This window comes from Streptomyces broussonetiae, from assembly GCF_009796285.1.
Classification (GTDB): domain Bacteria; phylum Actinomycetota; class Actinomycetes; order Streptomycetales; family Streptomycetaceae; genus Streptomyces; species Streptomyces broussonetiae.
In genome coordinates this window covers 530,969-549,411 of the sequence record NZ_CP047020.1, presented here as the reverse complement: position 1 = coordinate 549,411, position 18,443 = coordinate 530,969, and the positions used below count along the sequence as shown (strand labels likewise).

Genomic DNA, 18,443 nt, shown 5'->3' with positions numbered 1-18,443 from the left:
GCGGAGTCCCACGCGTTGTGGCAGGCGTGGAGCAGCCAACTACCTCGCCGGCCTCCACTTACGCGCATCGATGATCTGGATCAAAGAACGTGCTTTCGCCACTCATTGATCACGACTCAATGCCCACCCTGGTACGGGCCTACAGCCAGCGGTCATACCAGGCGCGGATACGCCGGAGGGCGTCGAGTTGATGGGCGCGCTCGTGAAGCCCGTGGCCCTCTCGGGGGTAGACGACGAACTCGTGCTCGACGCCGAAGTGGCGCAGCGCGCGATGGAAGTGGACCGCTTGGCCGAGTGGGACGTTGGTGTCCTCCTCGCCGTGCAGGATCAGGACCGGGGTGCGGATTCTGGACGCGTAGGAGATCGGGCTGTTCCGGTCGTGGACGTGCGGTCCCGGCCCGTTCCATCCGGTGCTGCCGCCGAGCGCCGCGTCCATGATTCCCCACTCGCCGGTCCCGGCCTGCATGCCCCAGTCGCTGATGCCGGCGCCCATCATGGCGGCCTTGAACCGTTCGGTTTGGCCGATGGCCCAGGCCGCCATGAAACCGCCGTGGCTCCAGCCGGAGATGCCCAAGCGTTCGGGATCGGCGACTCCCTCGGCGACCAGCAGGTCGATCCCGGCGAGGACGTCGGTCCACTCGTCGCCGCCCACCGCGCCCGTCACCACGGCGGCGAATTCATGGCCGTGGCCCGACCCGCCCCGGGGATTGGGCAGGAAGACCGCGTATCCGGCGGTCGCCAGCCACTGGCCGCAGTCGACCGCATTGAGCGTGAACTCGTCGGCATGGCGGAAGTAAGGGCCGCCGTGGACCATGGTGACGAGCGGGAATGGACCCTCGTCCCGAGTCCGGCCGGCAGGCAGGACCAGCAGGCCGTCCAGCTGGAGTCCGTCGGACGCCTGGTAGCTGAGCCGTTCCTGGACACCCCAGCGGATCCTGCGCAGTTCGGGACTGGTGTCGCTGAGCCGGAGCAGTGGCCCGCCCGTGACTCCCGCGTGGACGTTCTTGGGCTCGCGCGCGGTGCCCATCAGCACAGCGACGGTCTCTCCGGAGTGACTCGCAGTGAGCCCGGCGAGCGTGCCGGGCGCGCGGGACAATCGGTGGAACCGCAGAGACTGCGGATCGAGCCGGTAAAGCGCGGTATCCAGCCCGTCGGCGAACAGCGCCAGCGGCGGCCCGTCGGCAACCTGCACCAGTTCGGTGGGGCAGGCGGACATGCCGACCGTGAGATTGCGCTGTTCGACGGTCTGGCCGGTCGCCGGCGGGACCGTGTCGATCACGGCGAGCGCGCCTACCAAGTGCCCAGGGGTCACCGCAAGGTGGGCCAGATGCCATTCACCCTGGTGATTCCACCAGACCGGGGACCGGGCCTCGAATCCGACTGGGCCCAGGTCCTGGACGGCTCCCGTCTCCGGGGTGACCAGATGCAGTCTTGCCGTCGTGACGCCGGGGTCGAGTTCGGGGGTGGCCCAGCTCAGCACGGCCAGCGGGCCGCCGTCCGGACGCTGGGTCACCTCCGCGACATGGCGGTCCCCGAGGCTGTCCACGGTGCGGACCACGCCGGTCGCCAGGTCGAGCAGGCGCAGCCGGCTGACCGGGAGGTGCCGGCCCCAGACCTTCGCGTCGTCACCCTCGGCCGCCCGGCGTTCGTCCTCCGCGGTGGGCTCGTCCTCGGCGAGCAGCGCGACGGTGCGGCCGTCGGCTAGCGGATAGTGGTCGCAGATGCCCCCGCGCCACCTGGTCATGGACTCCGGCTTGGCGATGTCCTCGCTGCCGTCCGGAAGGATCCGCTGGAGTTGAGCGGTGCCCCGCTCCTCGCGGTCGGAGGTGAAACACAGAAAGGCCGAGTCCGGCGCCCACTTCGGGGCGGCGTCGCGGGCCGTGCCGTCGGTCAGCCTGCGCGGGGCTGCGCTGCCATCGGTGGCGGCGACCCAGACAGAGCTGTGCGGACGTCCGTCCCTTCCGTTGTTCGCGACCACGCCGTACGCGACCAGGCGACCGTCCGGCGAGATGGCCGGCGCCACGGGGGCGGCCATGTCCACCACCAGTTCCGCGGTGAGCAGGTCGGTCGTCTCGGGAATCGGTCGCGGTGCAGGGTGCGGCATGCGGACTGCCTTTCACTCGCCAGTACAATAAACGGACATGCTGTCGCACTGACGAGGCTGTGTCAGGCGGGTTTCGGAGAGTCGGGCCGCACGCGACCCTGCCCCGAATGCCTGCCGCAGCCCATGGCCGGCACTGGACACGTCCCGTCGGAGGGATGCGAGCTGCAGGCTTGATCATCAGTTCTAGACCTAGCCGCGATGAGTCCTGTGGCGTTCGGCGGTCCTACTGTCGAACCCGTTACCGAGGAGGGCTTCTGATGCGCAGCGTGACCTATTCGATGAACGTCTCACTCGACGGCTACATCGTTGGGCCGGACGGCGGCTTCGACTGGACGGCGCCCAACGACGAGGTGTTTCGCTTCTGGATCGACGAGATCCGCGAGATCGGCGTCCACCTGTTGGGACGACGGCTGTACGAGACGATGCTGTACTGGGAGACCGCCGATCAGGATCCATCGCTCGACGACTCCATGCTCGAGTGGGCCGCGCTCTGGAAGCCGCTGCCAAAGGTGGTGTTCTCCACCACTCTGTCGGCGGTGCAGGGCCATGCCCGTCTGGCTTCCGGCGGTCTGGCGGAGGAGATCGAGCGGTTGCGGGCCGAGCAGGGCGAGGGCGACATCGCGATCGGCGGCGCGACCCTCGCCGCCGAAGCGGCCGCATTGGGTCTGATCGACGAGTACCGGGCCATGGTCCACCCGGTGCTGGTTGGCGGTGGCATTCCGTTCTTCCCTCAGCACGAGCGCCGGGTGGATCTCGAACTCGTCGAGACCCGCACGTTCAGCTCAAGAGTCGTCTACCTCCGCCACCGCGTGGCGCGCTAGGAGTTGTCGTCAAATGTCACGCCCACATCAGGAGTGATGCGAGGGTGACGGCTGCTTGGTAGGACTCGGCGGTCTTGTCGTACCGGGTCGCGATGCCGCGCCACTGCTTCAAGCGGGTGAAGCACCGTTCCACGATGTTGCGACGCTTGTAGAGTTGCTTGTCGAAGGCCGGCGGCCGCCCGCCGTGGCTGCCGCGCCGGAGCCGGTTGCGGACTTGGTCGGCCCGCTCGGGGATGGTGTGGCCGATGCCGCGCCGTCGCAGCCAGGTGCGGATGGCTTTGGAGCTGTAGCCCTTGTCGCCCAGGACATGGGCGCGCCGCGCGCACGGCCGTCCCGGGCCGATACGGGGCACCCGTATCGCTTCCATCACGGCGGTGAACTGGGTGCAGTCGTTGGTGTTGCCGCCCGTGACGACGAACGCGAGCGGGCGGCGGAACGCGTCGCAAGGGAGATGAATCCTGCTGGTCAGGCCGCCTCGGGAGCGTCCGAGGCCGGGGCTGAAAAGCCCCCCCTTTTCGGGCCCCGGCGGCGTGCTGGTGGGCGCGGACGATGGTGGAGTCGACCGACACCAGCCAGTCGACCTCCCCCCACTGCGTCCGCCTGCGCCTGGGCGGCCTTGAGGGGTCCGCTCGAAGGTGCCGTCTGCCGCCCACCGCCGGAAGCGGGTGTGCAGCGTGGCCCGCGGCCCGTACCGCTCGGGCACATCCCGCCAGGCTCCCGGTGCGGAACTTCCACACGATCCCGTTGAGGACCCTTCGGTCGTCCAACCTCTTCCGCCCCCGCAAGGACGCGGGCAGCAGCGGTCGGACGAACTCCCACTCGGCATCGGACAGTTCATGGCGACGTATCACCCAACCGTGATCCACTACTCAAGATCATTTGAAGACGCGACCTGGCAGGCTCGTCCGCCGAGCCCCGGGAAGAACGGGTCGGCCAGTGAGGTTCTCTCGGAGATCATTTCCACTGGCCGTCGAGAACAAGTGCGGCGCGGGCTATGTCGCCGATTGTGCTGGGGCTGAGGGTGACGTGCTTGAGGGCTCGCCGGCGTTCCTCCAGTTCCGCCGCGGTCCGCTCGCCGCGCGCCCTCACGTGTCTGATCAGCGCATCCGTGGAGCGGGTTCCTCGATCCAGGGCGGTCTCGGAGCGGCCTTCGGGGCGGCGTACGGGCGCGCGAATGCCGATGCCAGGGCCGGTGTAGGCCTTGTCGGCGAGCGCGGGAAGCCCGTCGGCGGCGGCTTTGTACGGCGCGGGCAGCACGTGGATACGGACAGAGGTGATGTCCGGGGTGGAACCCGGCTCGACGTCGGAGACCCACAACGGGGTGCCGTCCGGCGCGGACAGGAACTGAATGTTGCCGCCGAAGCTCTTGTGCTTCTGGGAGAACCACAGGTCGTTGCCGTTCTCCCGGCCCCCGGGCCCCGGCCAGCCGGCCGCAGGCGATCAGCGTGCCGTCCAGCACCACGTGTGTCATCCCCCTGGCGCGGCAGAGGGCCAACACCTCGTGCAGTTCAGGAGCTTGGGTGGTCAGCACACCGATGCCCTCATGGAGGGAGCGGTAACCGGTGGCCTGCGAGGTCCCGGCGTCCCGGGCCAGGCAGTACATGCAGCCGTGTTCCCGGAACCGGCGCAGCACCAGTACCGCCTGGTGGAACGGGCCCAGGGCTCGAGAGCCCTTCGGCGTGCCGATCCCGCGCCGATGGGCGGCCGGCAACCGGGCGAGGAACTCGACGACGTGGTGTGGGACGTGGAGCGCGGCAGCACAGGTGACGAACGTGAAGCCTCTGATCCGAGCGGACATGGTCTTGGCAGACCAGTCCTTGGCCAGCGCGATCTCCAGGTTGATCGCGCCCATCTGCCGACCCGGCCGGACACGCGCTCATGGACCTGCCGACCCCGGTGTGACTCCCTACCGGCGAAGGACGCGCGTACGCGAAGTGGTCCACGCCTGATCCCGCAGGGACGTTGAACTTACTTTACTGAGATGGAACCCGCGATGTCGGCGATGGTGCTCCTGCGGCCGTCGTCGACATCACGTGGAGGCCGCCGGGATCGGTGTCAGTGGACCGGTTCGAGATGGTCGGCGCCCGGGCGCCGGGCGCCCAGGTGGGTGGTGAGGAAGCGTGCGGCGCGGTCGAGTGCGGCGTCCGCCTCGTCGAGGCGGCCGTAGTGGTGCTGGAAGACGTGGGGGAGGCCGGGGCCGACTTCGAGCGTGACCTCGACGCCGTCGGCGCCCGCGCGGCCGGCCAGCCGGACCGCGTCGTCGAGGAGTACTTCGTTCGCCCCGACCTGCACGAGGAGTGGGGGCAGTCCGGTGAGGTCGGCGAACACCGGGCTGGCCAGAGGATGCGCCCTGTCGCCTGCGCCGACGTAGAGATCGGCGTAGTCGCGCACGTCGGCTTCTGTGAAAATGGGGTCGGCGCTCTCCTTGGAACGGATGCTTCCCCCAGCGAGGGTGAGGTCGACCCAGGGGGAGAAGACGACCACGGCGGCTGGTTGCGGCAGTCCGGCGTCCCGGGCTGCGAGCAGCGTGGCGATGCTCAGTCCGCCACCGGCGGAGTCACCGGCCATGACGAGGTCCTGTGGGTCGGTGCCCGACGCCAGCAGCTCGCGGTAGGCCGCGAGCCCGTCGTCGACAGCCGCGGGGAAAGGGTGCTCGGGCGCCAGCCGGTAATCCACCGACGTCGTGCGCAGCCCGGCGCGGCGAGCCAGTTCACCGACCAGTCCGGCGTGGGTCTCCGGTGAGCCGATGACGTAGCCGCCGCCGTGCAGGTAGAGCAGTCGGCCGCGGCCGGAGGCTTCGGCCGGCTCCAGCTCCAGTATCGGCCGCCCGCCCAGGACGGTCCTGCGGGTGACCACGCCCTCCGGCGCGGGGCGGGTGACAGTCGCGGCGAAACCGCTGCGCTGCTCCTCGGGAGCGGGCCGTATCTCGCTGCGAGGGGCGGAGCGGAGTAGGGCGTCCAGGGCGTCGCGCTGCTGTCGGGACATGTGGGGCCTCCATGGGTCGGGGTGCGAGGATGGATTCCTTGGAATCCACCTGCCTGACCTAACCGGATTCCAAGGAAGATGATTCCCAGGAATCCACTGGAAGGATAATGTGAGTCACGTCACTCCGATCTTCACTGATCTGGTCCGCGTCGAGACCCGGCTCTACAACGCGGTGAGCGCCCGGTTGCGCGCCGAACAAGGGCTGGGGCTGGGGCAGTTCGAGCTTCTGGAGATCATCGATCGCGTGCCGGGGTGCCGCGTGCTCGACATCGTCGGCGAACTGGCGATCACCGTGGGGGCCGTCAGCAAGGCGGTCGACCGGCTGGTGGCTGCGGGCTGGTGCCTGCGGGTCGCGCACCCCCATGACCGCCGCTCGTCCGTCCTGCGCCTCACGTCCGCAGGTGAGGAGCAGTTGTCCGCTTCCCGCCCCATCGTCGAAAGCGAGCTGATCTCACTGACCGCGGCGGTTCCCCCTGACGACCTGGCCCGCATTGCCTCAACCCTGGCCACCCTTCGCGCAACCCTCGAGGCGGGCTCCCACGGCCGGCCGGGATGAGGGGACATGCCCGCCGATGGCTGACGTGACGACTACACCGCCTGCGGGTGCAGGAGCCCTGCCCAGGAGCGCGACTCAGCAAGCCCGGTTGCGCTCGGTGGCCGGACGGCCCGTCGCTGTATCCGTGGGGGTCTCTCGGATGATCCGGAGCGCGGGCTCGGCGGACGCACCGCCATCCTCGGCGGCGGAGGATCGGATAACGTCCTCGCCCTTCATGGCCTTGGCCCCGCTCTTGAGGCTGCGTAGAGACCTGCCCAGTCCGCGCGCGGTCTCCGGCAGCTTCTTGGCCGCGGAGAGCAGGATGATGGCGACCGCTACGAGCAGAAGCTGCCAGGGTTGCAGCCCATTGCGGAACATCTCACCAACCTCTTCCTGGATTGCGGCCTTGCGCAACTGTATAACCGATGGATGGATTCGTCGCCGGTCTCTCAGGAGCTGGAGTCCGACACATTCCGTGCCGCCGCGTACGCCTGGGATGGCGTCATGGACACGCCGTTGAGGCTGACGGTCCTGTAGGGGCTGACCTTGGTACAGGTCTTGGCCTCGTCGGCGGTGGAGGCGTGCGCGTTGGAGACCGCGGCGTGCGTGTCGGCGGGCGCCGGCGAGGAGGTACCGGCCGGGAAACCGGTGCCGCTCGGCCAGTCGGCGCCGATCACCAGGGTCAGGCCCGTGCCGGTGCCCTGCTTCAGCTGCGAGGAGGGCAGGCCGAGGGCCTTGGCGACCGTCTGCGCCTGCGCCTGCCGGCCGGTGCCGTACGTCAGCGTGGTGGTGGTCGCGGGGCTCGGGGCGTTGGCCGTGGTCGTCGCGGAGCTGAAGCCCTGGTCGGTCAGGGCGGTCGCGATGTCCGAGGCCCGGCCGGTGACCGTGGTGCCGTTCTCCACCGTCACGGCGATCTGCGAGGCGGGCACGGCCGCGGCGGTGGCCATGGTTTCCGCGGCCTTCTTGCCGTCCCCGGTGGTCAGGGACTGGTCGTTGGCGATGGACGAGAACAGCGACTTCGCGCCTGGGCCCACCACCACCCGGTCCTTGTTGTGCGGGTCGGGTGCCGTCTGCATCGTCGTGAACGTCATCCGCTTCGCCGGCACCTTGTTCACGTCCGAGGCGAGCGAGATCAGCTTCTTCACCGTCCCCAGACCGTCGTCCACCGTCAGCGCCTTGGTGGCCGCGTCGGCCAGGCCGTAGACCGCCGTCGGGTCGGTCAGCGTGCCCGCGCTCTTGAACTTGCGGATCATCGCGCTGAGGAAGATGTGCTGGGTCGTGGTGCGGCCGAGGTCGCTGCCGTCGCCGAAGCCGTGCCGGGAGCGGACGAACTCCAGCGCCGCCTGCCCCTGGAGGGTGTGGTCGCCCTTGGACAGCTTCAGGTGCGAGTAGGTGTCGTAGACGTTGTCGCTGACGCAGACGGAGACACCGCCGACCGCGTCCGACATCTTCACCACGCCGGAGAAGTCGAGCTTGACGAAGTGGTCGATGGGGATGCCGGTGAGCTGGTGGACGGTGGCCACCTGGCAGGCGGGGCCGTATGCCAGGGCGCTGTTGATCTGGCCGTAGTAGCCGGGCGTGGACTGGGCGGAGGCGGCGTCCGTGCAGGCCGGGACCCTGGTCATGGTGTCCCGGGGGATGCTCATCACCGTGGCGTTGGAGCGGTCGGCGGAGATGTGCACCACCATCTCGACGTCCGCGTTCCCGTTGCCGGTCTGCACGCCCGTCCTGGAGCAGCCGCCGCCGAGCTTGCAGTCCTCCGCGCTGGTACGGCCGTCCGAGCCCATCACGAGGATGTTGATCGGGGTGCGGCCGAAGGCGTCGGCCTTCTCGGTGCCGCCCTTGCCGTCCAGCGAGACGCTGTGGATGTTGCCGTTCAGGTGCTCGTAGAACCACCAGCCCACACCGGACGTGACCAGGATGAGCGCCGACAGGCTGGTCGCTAGGAACTTCAAGATCCGTTTACCGCGACCCGTCGGACGGGCCCGGCGCCGTGACGTTGCGCGCCCCTGACGCGAGCGAGAGGCCGCACGGGTGGCCGCCCGACCGCCGTGAGGACCCCTACGGTCACTCTCAGCCGTCCGCTGTCCGAGCACCGGGCTTGTGCGGCTACGCGTGGTTTGGCCGCCTGCGCCGTCCCACGGGTCGCTCATCTCCCACTCCCATGAACGGTCGGGCCCGTCATGTCAGGCCGCCAGGGGCATGACGACCAGGCACACGCGGCGGTGTAAGGGCAGATGCGGTATCGCCCCATCTCAGTTGCGTGATTGCGCAATCTAGCAACTAATCGAACCGGAAGCATCAACTCCGGGTGATTTCACGGGTGAGGGATCGCATGGGAGGCCGGCTAACGCACCGTCCGGTCCGGCCCGTCCTCATGGCTCACTCCGTCCGTACCTGGCGATGATCCACGCAGCACCACGCTCAGCCAGGGCCCGTCGCCGACCTCGGCGTGAGCGTTGTGCGACAACGGGCAGGGACGGAGTCTCCGTCGGCAAAGCCGCCAGAGCCGCAAGGCGCCCGGCGGCGCGTGCCAGATCGGCCTGAAGTCTTGGGCGCGCTTGGGAGGAACCTGCTCTCAGCAACGCCGCGTAGACGCCTTCGACTTCAGCCAGGGCGGCGCCCAACCGCAGATTCGCATCACGCACTCGCCGAAAGTCCCCGCGCGGCATGGACAGCCTTCCTCCCTGGATACCGGGGCATCGCCCCCGCTAACTTTCATTATTGCGCAATCCCGCAAACCACTGTCAGTGCTCTGGAGAACCTGCCGTTGCCAGGCCCGGAGCCGACGCGGATGCCGAGCAATGGTCAAGAACTGTGGATGAGTTGATCGAGGTGTTCGGCGCCCCGAGGCTGTCGATCAGTAGAGGAACGGTGGTGTGGGTAGCTCCGAGGCTCCGTTGACGACAAGGTCGGTGCCTTGGGCGCGTCCCATCAACCAGGCCAGGAGTGAGGTCTGTGGGCCGCGGATGATCGGCGCCGGTCGTGCGGTGCCGATGTCGTAGCTGATCTCGGTGTCGGTGGTGTGCAGCCGCATCGCGGGAGCGTCGCCGCGAGCGGTGAAGGACGCCACTACCCGGCCGAGCATGTCCCGGACGAAGCCGGTTGGCCACTGGGCGGGCGTGTAGTCGGCGTTCAGGTCGACGTTGATGAATCAGCACCTCGCACAACCGGGAGTCGGCGGCACGCACGGCGGCTCGCTCCTGGCCGCGAGTCCAGCGCACCACCCGGTTCCACGCCTCGGGCGGCATCCTGCGGTACTCCGTGGCGAACCGGGCGGCGGCACTACGCAGGTCGGCCACGAGTTCGGCGGTACTGCGGCCCGCTCCTGCCTCGATCTGCTCGTCCCGGGCGGCCAGACTCGGATATTCCGGCGTCTCCTGTCCGGTCCGGGCCCAGACCAGCAGGTTCCGGCCGCCGTCGGCATTACGGGCCAGGTGGGTCAGCACATGCCCGCGTGACCAGGCCGGCAACAGGGAAGGCGCGCGCACGTCGGCGTCAGTGAATCGGGCCGCCGTCTCCATGAGGTGCTCGGTCGCGGCATTGATCTGATCGAGGGTGGTCGCGGGGTCGAAGCTCGTGTGGTCATCAGCTGTCATGCTGCCTCCTGGATTCGTTCGACGAGCTGGCCGCGTTCGAAGCGGGCTCCTGCGCGGACTAGGGCGACGAGGTGGGGTGCGTTCACGGCTCGCCAGCGGGCCTGTGCGGACTCGACGAGCTTGAAACCATCGCCAGGGCGGCGGCCCGGGAGCCGGCCCCCTTGGTTACCTTGGTCCGCAGCCGGACGGACGCGAAGGTCGACTCGATGGGGTTGGTTGTCCGGAGGTGGATCCAGTGCTCGGCGGGGAAGTCGTAGAACGCCGGCAGCTCGTCCTCGTCATCGACGATCTTCTTGACGGCCTTGGGGAACTTTGCCCCGTACTGCTTGGCGAACGCCTTGACCGCGGCGGCCGCGTGCTCCTTGTCCTCGGCGTTGTAGATGCCCTGGATGGCCTTCTTCGCCGCGGGCTGGGCCGACTTCGGGAGGCTGTCGAGGCAGTTGGCCGTTTTGTGAACCCAGCATCTTTGGTGCCGGGTTTCGGGGAAGACCTCGTTCAACGCGTTCCAGAAGCCGAGGGCGCCGTCGCTGACGGCGAGGACGGGAGCCCGCATGCCACGCCGCTGGCAGTCCCGCATCAGGCTCGCCCAGGACTCCGATGACTCACGGTAGCCGTCGGCCATCGCGATCAGCTCCTTGGTGCCGTCCGCGCGCACGCCCATGACGACCAGGACCGCGGCCTTCGCCTCCTCCAGGCGTATCCGCAGGTGAATGCCGTCGGCCCAGACGTAGACGTAGTCCGTGGCGGACAGGTCGCGCTCGCTGAACGTCTTGTGGTCGGCCTGCCACTGGGCGGTCAGCCGAGTGACGGTGGCCGGTGACAGGCCGGCCGAGGAGCCGCGGAAGTGCTCGAGCGCGGGCACGAAATCCCCGCTGGACAGCCCGTGGAGGTAGAGGCGCGGCAGCACCTCGCTGATCTTCGGGGACTTGCGGCACCACGGCGGCAGGATCGCCGAGGAGAACCGCTTGCGCTCGCCGGTTGCCTCGTCGATGCGCTTGTCGTTGATGCGCGGGGCCTTCACCTCGACCGTCCCGGCCGCGGTGGTCACCGAGCGGGGCTGGTGATAGCCGTTGCGGACCACCAGGCGGCGCCCGTTCTCGTCTCGCTGGTCGGCCAACTAGGCTACGTAGGAGTTGACTTCAGCCTCCAGGGCAGCGGCAAGCATCCGCCGTGCGCCCTCGCGGACGATGTCGTCGATCAGGGAGCCGGTCTCGGTCGTTCCATTGGCATTCACTACGCTCAGCACTGGCGTGCCTTCCCGACCGACGGTGCAACGTCGGCCTGCTCGATGACCAGAAGTCGATCACTCGGGAAGGTACGCCCTTCGCGTCCCACCCGAGGCCGATCCACAGGTCATGAGCATTGCTCCGCGGAATGCTTCACCGCACTGCACTGGATCGTCGACGGCTACGCACTGGTCGTGGGCGGCGCCGTGCTGACGACCGGAGCCCTCACGGACTGCACCGGCCGCACAAGCGCCCTCGTCACCGGCCCAGGCTCTGTCTCTCCGACCACGACCGGCGAGACAGCGCTCAGCCATTCCCTCCGAGGGTTGACCTTGCCCCTGGGGCAAGTCCCATAGTGGCGCCATGAACACCGGATCAGCTCAGGAACGGCTCCTGTCCGATCAGTGTGCCTACTACAGTGCCCTTGCCCCGGACTACCTTGACCAGCTCCTCGATCTTCCCGGCGGCGCTGAGCTTGCTGAGGCCCTCGACGTGTTCCGGCCGGCGGGCAGCGTGCTGGAACTGGCCTGCGGCCCCGGCACCTGGACCTCTCAGCTGCTCCGCCACGCCAGCGACGTCACTGCCGTCGATGCGTCCCCGGAAATGCTCGCGATCGCCGCGAGCCGCGTCGCTGATGGCGCCCAGGTGAGATTCGTCGAGGCTGACCTGTTCGCCTGGGAACCCGACCGCCGTTATGACGTCGTCTTCATGGGATGCTGGCTCTCGCACGTGCCGGCCGGGCGATTCGACTCCTTCTGGTCTCTGGTGACCGCCGCCCTCGCGCCGCAGGGCCGGGTGTTCTTCGTCGATGACCACTACCGAACGCCTGAGGAACTCGTCGAGGGCCCGGCATCGTCCACCATCCAGCGGCGCACCCCTGATGGGACGGCCTACCGCATCGTGAAGGTTCCCTATGAGCCAGCAGAGCTGGAAAGACGGCTTCGCGAGCTCGGCTGGGACATCACAGTTACGCCGACAGCTGGCCCGTTCTACTGGGGCTCCGGCAACCGGACTGGGGAGTCCTGATCACGATCGGAGCCAGATCATGACGGCGGCAGCGGTATCGGTGCCTAAGAGATCCCCACTAATGGGGCGCCGGAAGCATCTTGGTGCGGTTGTCCACATTTAGGCAGCTGGGACGGCTAGCTAGGTGGACGTTCCGGAAGCGATGGTCCTCTACGGGAACCGCCATTTTTGGTGGACACGGCGCTCGCAGCCTGAAACGGCAGCGGGTCCTGGCCGCGCCGGCGGCCAGGTTCAAGTCGTCGGTTGCGTCCATCACGACCGGCCCGACTGGCGCCAGCAGGCAGTGAGGCAGCGGATGGGTCATGCATCGGCCAGGCCGAGCTGACGCAGCATGCCGAGTTCGTCGCTGCTGCCCCAGCGCTCGACGAGCTTGCCGTCGCTGTCGAAGCGGCTGATCTGCATGCCGCGGTAGCTCACCTTCTTGCCGGTCGCCGACCGTCCCATCAACGGTCCCAGATGCGTCCCGCTGATCATGTAGGCGAAGGCCACCTCGTCGTCGGTGGCCAGCAGGTGTTCCACCTCGACGTGCAGGTCGGGGAAAGCGGCTCGCAGCTCGTTGAACATGGCTTTGTAGCCTTCGGGTCCCTGGGCCTGTCCTGGAGCGGGGTCATGATCGACAGAATCGGGCGCGACGAGGGCGTCGAGGGCGTCGAGGTGCCCGGTGATCACGGCCTCTGCGAATGCGGTCTGTGCGGCGATGTTCGCTTGCTGCGCCATGGGCACTCCCGGGCGTGTACGGGACACCGGCTCGTTCGCTGGCTGAGAGGTCCGCACCTACGCCGTAAATCGACCGTACATCCGACGCTCCCACGCAGCATGTCTGGACGGCAGGCCTGCGCCTCCGCCCGGAGCGGGGCCGCCGGTCCCCAGCGCGGTGACCCGGCGCATGCCCGCGAGACGCCGGCCGTGTGGGGCCGGGATCGGGCAGGGCAGGTCCCACCGCAGCCTCCGCTCGTCAATTCAGCTTCGACATCTGATAGTGGGTGATGAGCCACTCATCGGCGACACGCCTGAGGACCACGCTGAGGGTGACCTCGAGGGTCGGCCGGTCGGTGAAGGAGAAGTCGACGCCCAGGTAGCCGAGCAGGACACCCTCGGCCAACTGCCGTGCTTCCAGTGCCCGATACTCCGCCGTTAGGTCGAGAGGCTGGGAATCGTAGTACGCGGTGACCCCCTGACGGCCGACGGCGTAGGGATGAAGCCCCTGGAAGACAGCGTCCTCGGTGAAGTACGAGGCGACTTCCTGCGGCTCGCCGCTCGGAGAGTGGGAGCAGATGCTCGAGGCCAACGTCCAGGGCCTGCTCTACATTACTCACGCCGCGTTGCCGCATCTCCTGCGCGCTGGGGAGGACTTGCCGCGAGGCGTGGCGGACCTGGTCAACATCAGCTCTACGGCCGGCCGGGTCGCACGGCCCGGCACGGCTGTTTACAACCTGACGAAGTTCGGCGTCAACGGATTCACCGAGGCCCTGCGGCAGGAGGTCATGCAGAAGCACGTGCGAGTGAGCGTGGTCGAGCCCGGCACGGTGGACACCGAGCTGAGCACCCATCTCCGCGATGGCGTGCGGCAGGCCATCGAGCGTCAGATCCAGGGCGTGGAACTGCTGCGCCCCGAGGACATCGCCGACACCGTGTCCTACATCCTCACCCGGGACGGCCGGGTCGCCGTCAACGAGGTCCTCGTACGAGCCAGCCAGCAGACCTGGTAGCAGTCGACGGATGGCCTGCATGACCGCTCGCTCCTGCATTACCGCTTCACGGGATCCCGGGCCGACGGTCGCCGACCCCGGGATCTGCTTACACCCGAGGATGCCCTGAGGAGCAAGAGGTCGGTACCGCCTCCACCATCAGCTTCACGACGTCGCACTGTGGTACCACCACACCACGTACGACCGTCACTTCATGGAACGCTCCGCAGTCCCCATAGGGCCATGCGCCTCGACACATGCCGGCGAGGCCTCGCGGCCGCCGCACGAAGCGTCATGTCAGAGGCAGTCCCCGTCCTTCGCGCAATGCTGCAAGCCGGGCCATTTGCTCACCCATGCCGCGTGTTCCGGCCAACGGCGTGTGGACGTGCGGCCAGACGGAGCGCACGAGGCTGATGTGTCGTGCACCGCCGAGGGCCACCACCGGGTCAAGGCCCACGATGTCACGCACGGTTGCCTGTTCCAGCAGGACCTGGCTCGTTACCGCGTCGGCTGCGCCATGAGGTGTGTCGTACGGCTCGATGACGTCGTCGAGGTCGAGGAGCCCGTGGCGTGCGGAGAGAATGAGCAGCAGGTCAGGTTGCAGTGCGTCGGCCGCCTTGCGGCATGCCCGGTGGTAGGAGCCCAGGTACATGTCTGCGGAGCGCGCGGGCGAGCCCAGTTTGCGGCTGCCGCACGGGATGACGACGAGTCGTGACTTGAAGTAGTCGAGATGGTCGTTCGTGGTCATGTCTGTCGTCCTGCCTGTGCGTGTGATGTGAGCACTGGTCGTGTGCGCGCCCGGCATGTTCTGGTGGAGACCCGCCTGCGGGGCGGCCGAGCCGGGGGGGATGGCGATGTCGGAGTGGAATTTCGAGAAGAACAAGGTCATGCCGGATGACGGGCTTGAGGCGTCCACGGGAGGGAGCAGGGGAGGCAGCCGATGGAAGCTCAGACCCGGCAATGCCGCCGTCGCACGAACAGCTGGCGCACAATCGGCCTCTTCGAGCGGGGCCCACTATGTCCCCTGACACGCAGCGGCAGCACCATTCCGCCAGGCCCGCCGCGGCCGGCCGCCAGGCCCGCCGCGGCCGCAGCCCCTCGCTTTCGCCGCCGGCGGCACGTCAGACCACGCGCTCCTTGGCGTTGGTCCTCACCGTCGAAGTCTCGGCCGGTGTCGGGTGGATTCCGGCGAAGCCGAGGAACGCACCGAAGGCCGTCAGGCCGGCGGCGATGGCGAAGCTGAAGGCGTAACCGTGCGCGGCGGCGGTCACCGGGTCGGTGCCCGCACGCTGTAGCACGGCGGCGTGGCCGGTGCCCAGTGAGACCAGGGCCGCCAGGCCGATGGCGCTGCCGATCTGCATGGACGCATTGTTCATGCTGGTGGCGATGCCCGCGTCCTCACCGGTGGCGCCGTCCACTCCGGCGACAGTGGATCCGACGAGGACGAGGCCGCCTCCCAGCGGCACGAGGATCAGTCCGGGCAGTACGTCGGCCGCATAGGTGCCGTGGCTGCTCAGCCCGGCAAGGAGGAGGTAGCCGACGGTGGTGACCGCAACCCCTCCTCCGTTCAGGGCCCGCAGACCGAACCGGGGAAGGAGGCGTGGTGCCATCACGGTGGCGCTGAAGAGAATGACCAACCCGAACGGTACGAAGGCGAATCCGGAAGCAGGTGCGTGGCCCGCCCGACGTACAGCGCCAACGGGTGCGTGCGGCACTGGCGGACTCCTCGGCCGACAGCCGGACGCTCGACGAGCTCGCCACGTTCGTCGTCGCCACCAACCAGTCGCTGGCCGTACTGAGCCGTGCCGGCACCTCGGACGCCGAACTGCGCTCCGTGGCCCGACTCGCATGCACAACGGTGGAGGACACCATCGCCCGGGCGGCATCCAAGGACGTCGGCCAAGGCACGGGCACCGGCCGCGCCGGGACTCGCCCTCTGCGACCCGGCATCCCACAGGTACTGCCGCCGGCGCGATGCCGAGACGGTCGGCGCTCTCGCGGACGGAGTGCTCAAGGGCGCTTGCGACCCAGTGACTGGCTCGCCGTCGGTCCGCTGCCCAGCCGACGCCGTGGCGAGCCTGGACCATGGTCTACCGACTGGTGGGCAGAGGCGGGAGGCTGGAAGAACTTGCCCGTGCGACCTGTCAGGAGCCTGGCACTGGCCGATGCTGACTCTCGATTGACGCCCATGTGGCCGGTGAGGCGCAGGTGCAGGGCGGGCAGATGCCGCATGACATGGTCTTCGCGGACGTAGGTGTTGGGGATGCGGCCGGGGTCGGGGCGGGTGGCGCTGGTGTGACCGTGGCGGCACCGGTAGCCGGGACGGTCGTGGCTCCAGTGGGACTCCATGCGCCGACCGCGGATACCGCACAGCACTCCGGCCAGGAGATAGGTGCGTCCGGGTACCGTCTCCCGGCGGATGCGCAGGTTTTGGGCGGTGATGAAGTCGACCTCGCTGACTAGCGCCGGGTGCGCTGGGCGGGCGGAGATGACCCAGTCGCTGGGAGTGTTGTACGGCCGGAGCGCCGTCTACGCCGACGTCTCGCCCCCAGCTGAGCATCGGCGTCTCCACCACGCGTGCGGCGCAAACCCCGACCGGGGCGGCGGCGCACGCAGTGGCCGTTCCCCGGCCGATCCGGGCATGCCTCATCCCTTGCTGACCCCGGCGGTGATACCGGCGACTATGTGCCGTTGCAGCACGAGGAAGACGATGAGCAGCGGGACGGTGCCCAGGACGACGGTGGGCAGGAGCTGGGAGGTGCTGTAGGCGTGGGTGCCGATCGTGGAGTACACGTCCAGCGTCATCGTCTGCTTGGCGTCGGAGGTCAGCAGGACCAGGGGGATGACCAGGTCGTTCCAGATGGCCAGGGTCAGGGTGATGACGAGGGTGGCGGACGCCGGGCGCAGGACGGGCAGGATGACGTGCCAGTACGTGCGCAGTGGACCCGCCCCGTCGATGGCGGCGGCCTCTTCGAGATCGACGGGTACGGATCTCAGGAAGCTGGTGAAGAAGAGCACGGCGAAGGGGAGGCTGATCGCGGCCTCCGCGAGGATCACCGAGGCGTAGGAGTCCAGTAGTCCGAGGTCCCGCATGAACATGTACAGCGGAGTGATCATGACGAAGACGGGGACCGTGAGGCCGGCCACGAAGAGCTGGTAGACCGTCCTGGTCCAGCGGCGGGAGATGCGCGACATCGGCCAGGCCGCGAGTGATCCGGTCAGGACGACCAGGGCGGCGGCGCCGCCGGTGATCAGGACGGTGTTGTAGAGGCTGCGCCCGTAGTTCATGGCATGCACCGCGGCCACGTAGTTGTGCAGGCTCCAGTGGCTGGGCCAGGACAGCGGGTGGGCGGCGAAGTCGGCGTCGGACTGCAGCGAGACCTTCACCATGAGCAGGATCGGGGCGACGACGACCAGGGTGACCATGAGCAGGCCGATGTGCGAGCCGGCACTGCGCAGCCTGCGCCGGCGCCGCGGGGCGGTGTCCGCCGGGGCGGGGCTGACGGCTCTCGTGGTGCTGGGGGCGGTAAGGGTCATGCGGCGACCTCCCGGCGGCGCAGGACGGTGGTGAGGAGCACACCGACGATGACGGTGATGACCAGCAGGAGGACGGCCACCGCGGTGCCGTAGGCGAAGCGGAAGTCCTTGAAGCTGTCCTCGAAGACGACGTAGCTCAGGGTCTGGGTCGAGTTGGCGGGGCCGCCGTCGGTCATGATGAAGGGCAGGTCGAACACGCGCAGTGAACCGATAGTCGACAGGGTCATGTTCACGGTGAGGGACGGTGCGAGCAGCGGCCAGTCGATGCGGCGGAACCGGGTCCACCCGCGGGCACCGTCGAGGGCCGCCGCTTCCATTAGATCGGCGGGGATGGACAGGTAGTTGGAGAGGTAGATGGTGGCGGTGTAGCCGAGGTACATCCACATGTAGGACACGGCGATCGCCATCAGGGCGGTGTGGGTGTCACCGAGCCAGGAGGTCTCCAGACCGTGCAGGCCGAGGGCGTTCATGACGGCGTCGAGCGGGCCGCCGACCGGTGAGTAGAGGAACGACCACAGGTAGGATACGGCGACCAGGGCCATCATCGCGGGCATGAGCAGCCCGGTGCGGGCGATGCTGCGGACGGCGGGTGAGTTGTAGAGCCAGTAGGCGATGCCGAGGCCCAGCGCGTTCTGTACGACGACCACCACGACCGTGTAGACGAGGGTGTTCTTGAGCGCGGCGAGCACCTGCGGGTCCTGGAAGGCCTCGCGGTAGTTGTCCAGGCCGACGAACGATCCGCCGATGACGCCGTGGGCGTCGGTGAGGCTGAGCAGAACGGACCTGATGGTGGGGTAGATGACGAACAGGGCGTACAGGGCGGTGGCCGGAAGCATGAGCAGCGCGGCGGATCGGGTGGTGAGTCTCACGGCGACCTCATCGGGGGCGCGGACCGCAGGGCCTGTCGCAGGGCAGGCCCCGC

15 protein-coding genes and 4 pseudogenes are annotated in these 18,443 nt (G+C 68.5%); 4 read left to right on the top strand and 15 right to left on the bottom strand.

Annotation, left to right across the window (positions count from 1 at the left end):
• Positions 1-139: 139 nt before the first annotated feature.
• Positions 140-2,104, bottom strand: coding sequence for a S9 family peptidase (locus GQF42_RS02755; protein ID WP_158917276.1), 1,965 nt, complete (start codon positions 2,102-2,104; stop codon positions 140-142).
• Positions 2,105-2,361: 257 nt separating this feature from the next.
• Here GQF42_RS02755 and GQF42_RS02750 point away from each other — a divergent pair, with 257 nt between their 5' ends.
• A complete protein-coding gene (locus tag GQF42_RS02750; protein WP_158917274.1) occupies positions 2,362-2,925 on the top strand; it encodes a dihydrofolate reductase family protein in 564 nt (187 codons plus the stop codon).
• Between the two features lie 16 nt (positions 2,926-2,941).
• Here GQF42_RS02750 and GQF42_RS02745 read toward each other — a convergent pair.
• From GQF42_RS02745 to GQF42_RS02735, 3 genes and pseudogenes are all read right to left on the bottom strand, one after another.
• A pseudogene (locus GQF42_RS02745) lies at positions 2,942-3,776 on the bottom strand (IS5 family transposase).
• A 103-nt stretch (positions 3,777-3,879) separates the two neighbouring features.
• Positions 3,880-4,723: pseudogene (locus GQF42_RS47565) on the bottom strand (transposase family protein).
• Positions 4,724-4,980: 257 nt separating this feature from the next.
• Complete coding sequence (locus GQF42_RS02735) at positions 4,981-5,910, bottom strand: alpha/beta hydrolase (protein ID WP_158917272.1); 930 nt, start codon at positions 5,908-5,910, stop codon at positions 4,981-4,983.
• 109 nt (positions 5,911-6,019) lie between these two features.
• Between GQF42_RS02735 and GQF42_RS02730 the strand changes: the two genes are divergently transcribed.
• Positions 6,020-6,466 (top strand): MarR family winged helix-turn-helix transcriptional regulator, encoded by a 447-nt coding sequence (locus GQF42_RS02730; RefSeq protein WP_158917270.1) that lies wholly within the window; start codon positions 6,020-6,022, stop codon positions 6,464-6,466.
• A gap of 75 nt (positions 6,467-6,541) precedes the next feature.
• On the opposite strand, the gene GQF42_RS02725 is transcribed toward GQF42_RS02730, so the two are convergent.
• From GQF42_RS02725 to GQF42_RS02710, 5 genes and pseudogenes are all read right to left on the bottom strand, one after another.
• Positions 6,542-6,859 carry a twin-arginine translocase TatA/TatE family subunit gene (locus tag GQF42_RS02725; protein ID WP_233273199.1) on the bottom strand — a complete coding sequence of 106 codons (318 nt, stop codon included), beginning with the start codon at positions 6,857-6,859 and terminating at the stop codon, positions 6,542-6,544.
• Between the two features lie 35 nt (positions 6,860-6,894).
• Positions 6,895-8,598, bottom strand: coding sequence for an LCP family protein (locus GQF42_RS02720; RefSeq protein WP_407699477.1), 1,704 nt, complete (start codon positions 8,596-8,598; stop codon positions 6,895-6,897).
• A 707-nt stretch (positions 8,599-9,305) separates the two neighbouring features.
• Positions 9,306-9,584, bottom strand: coding sequence for a DinB family protein (locus GQF42_RS47560; RefSeq protein WP_407699528.1), 279 nt, complete (start codon positions 9,582-9,584; stop codon positions 9,306-9,308).
• A pseudogene (locus GQF42_RS47555) lies at positions 9,499-10,044 on the bottom strand (maleylpyruvate isomerase N-terminal domain-containing protein); the annotation flags it as partial. The gene GQF42_RS47560 and the pseudogene GQF42_RS47555, both read right to left, overlap by 86 nt.
• Positions 10,041-11,290 (bottom strand): annotated as a pseudogene (locus GQF42_RS02710) (IS256 family transposase). The pseudogenes GQF42_RS47555 and GQF42_RS02710, both read right to left, overlap by 4 nt.
• 343 nt (positions 11,291-11,633) lie before the next feature.
• Here GQF42_RS02710 and GQF42_RS02705 point away from each other — a divergent pair.
• A complete protein-coding gene (locus GQF42_RS02705) occupies positions 11,634-12,296 on the top strand; it encodes a class I SAM-dependent methyltransferase (RefSeq protein ID WP_158917266.1) in 663 nt (220 codons plus the stop codon).
• Between the two features lie 300 nt (positions 12,297-12,596).
• On the opposite strand, the gene GQF42_RS02700 is transcribed toward GQF42_RS02705, so the two are convergent.
• Both GQF42_RS02700 and GQF42_RS02695 read right to left on the bottom strand, forming a co-directional pair.
• Positions 12,597-13,013: an ester cyclase gene (locus tag GQF42_RS02700; RefSeq protein WP_158917265.1), complete on the bottom strand. Its 417-nt coding sequence runs from the start codon at positions 13,011-13,013 to the stop codon at positions 12,597-12,599.
• Between the two features lie 238 nt (positions 13,014-13,251).
• Positions 13,252-13,584: a nuclear transport factor 2 family protein gene (locus tag GQF42_RS02695; protein ID WP_158917264.1), complete on the bottom strand. Its 333-nt coding sequence runs from the start codon at positions 13,582-13,584 to the stop codon at positions 13,252-13,254.
• On the opposite strand from GQF42_RS02695, the gene GQF42_RS02690 reads away from it, so the two are divergent.
• Positions 13,571-14,005, top strand: coding sequence for an SDR family NAD(P)-dependent oxidoreductase (locus GQF42_RS02690; RefSeq protein WP_233273198.1), 435 nt, complete (start codon positions 13,571-13,573; stop codon positions 14,003-14,005). The two genes, GQF42_RS02695 and GQF42_RS02690, sit on opposite strands and share 14 nt — an antisense overlap.
• 271 nt (positions 14,006-14,276) lie before the next feature.
• Here GQF42_RS02690 and GQF42_RS02685 read toward each other — a convergent pair whose 3' ends face one another.
• From GQF42_RS02685 to GQF42_RS02665, 4 genes are all read right to left on the bottom strand, one after another.
• Entirely contained in the window at positions 14,277-14,732 is a 456-nt protein-coding gene (locus GQF42_RS02685; RefSeq protein ID WP_158917263.1) for a DUF6884 domain-containing protein, read from the bottom strand.
• Between the two features lie 373 nt (positions 14,733-15,105).
• On the bottom strand, positions 15,106-15,594 hold the full coding sequence (locus GQF42_RS02680) for an MFS transporter (protein WP_158917262.1): 489 nt from the start codon (positions 15,592-15,594) through the stop codon (positions 15,106-15,108).
• A gap of 1,036 nt (positions 15,595-16,630) precedes the next feature.
• On the bottom strand, positions 16,631-17,521 hold the full coding sequence (locus GQF42_RS02670) for a carbohydrate ABC transporter permease (RefSeq protein ID WP_158917261.1): 891 nt from the start codon (positions 17,519-17,521) through the stop codon (positions 16,631-16,633).
• Complete coding sequence (locus GQF42_RS02665; RefSeq protein ID WP_233273197.1) at positions 17,518-18,390, bottom strand: carbohydrate ABC transporter permease; 873 nt, start codon at positions 18,388-18,390, stop codon at positions 17,518-17,520. Before GQF42_RS02665 ends, GQF42_RS02670 begins: the two co-directional genes overlap by 4 nt.
• Positions 18,391-18,443: the final 53 nt, after the last annotated feature.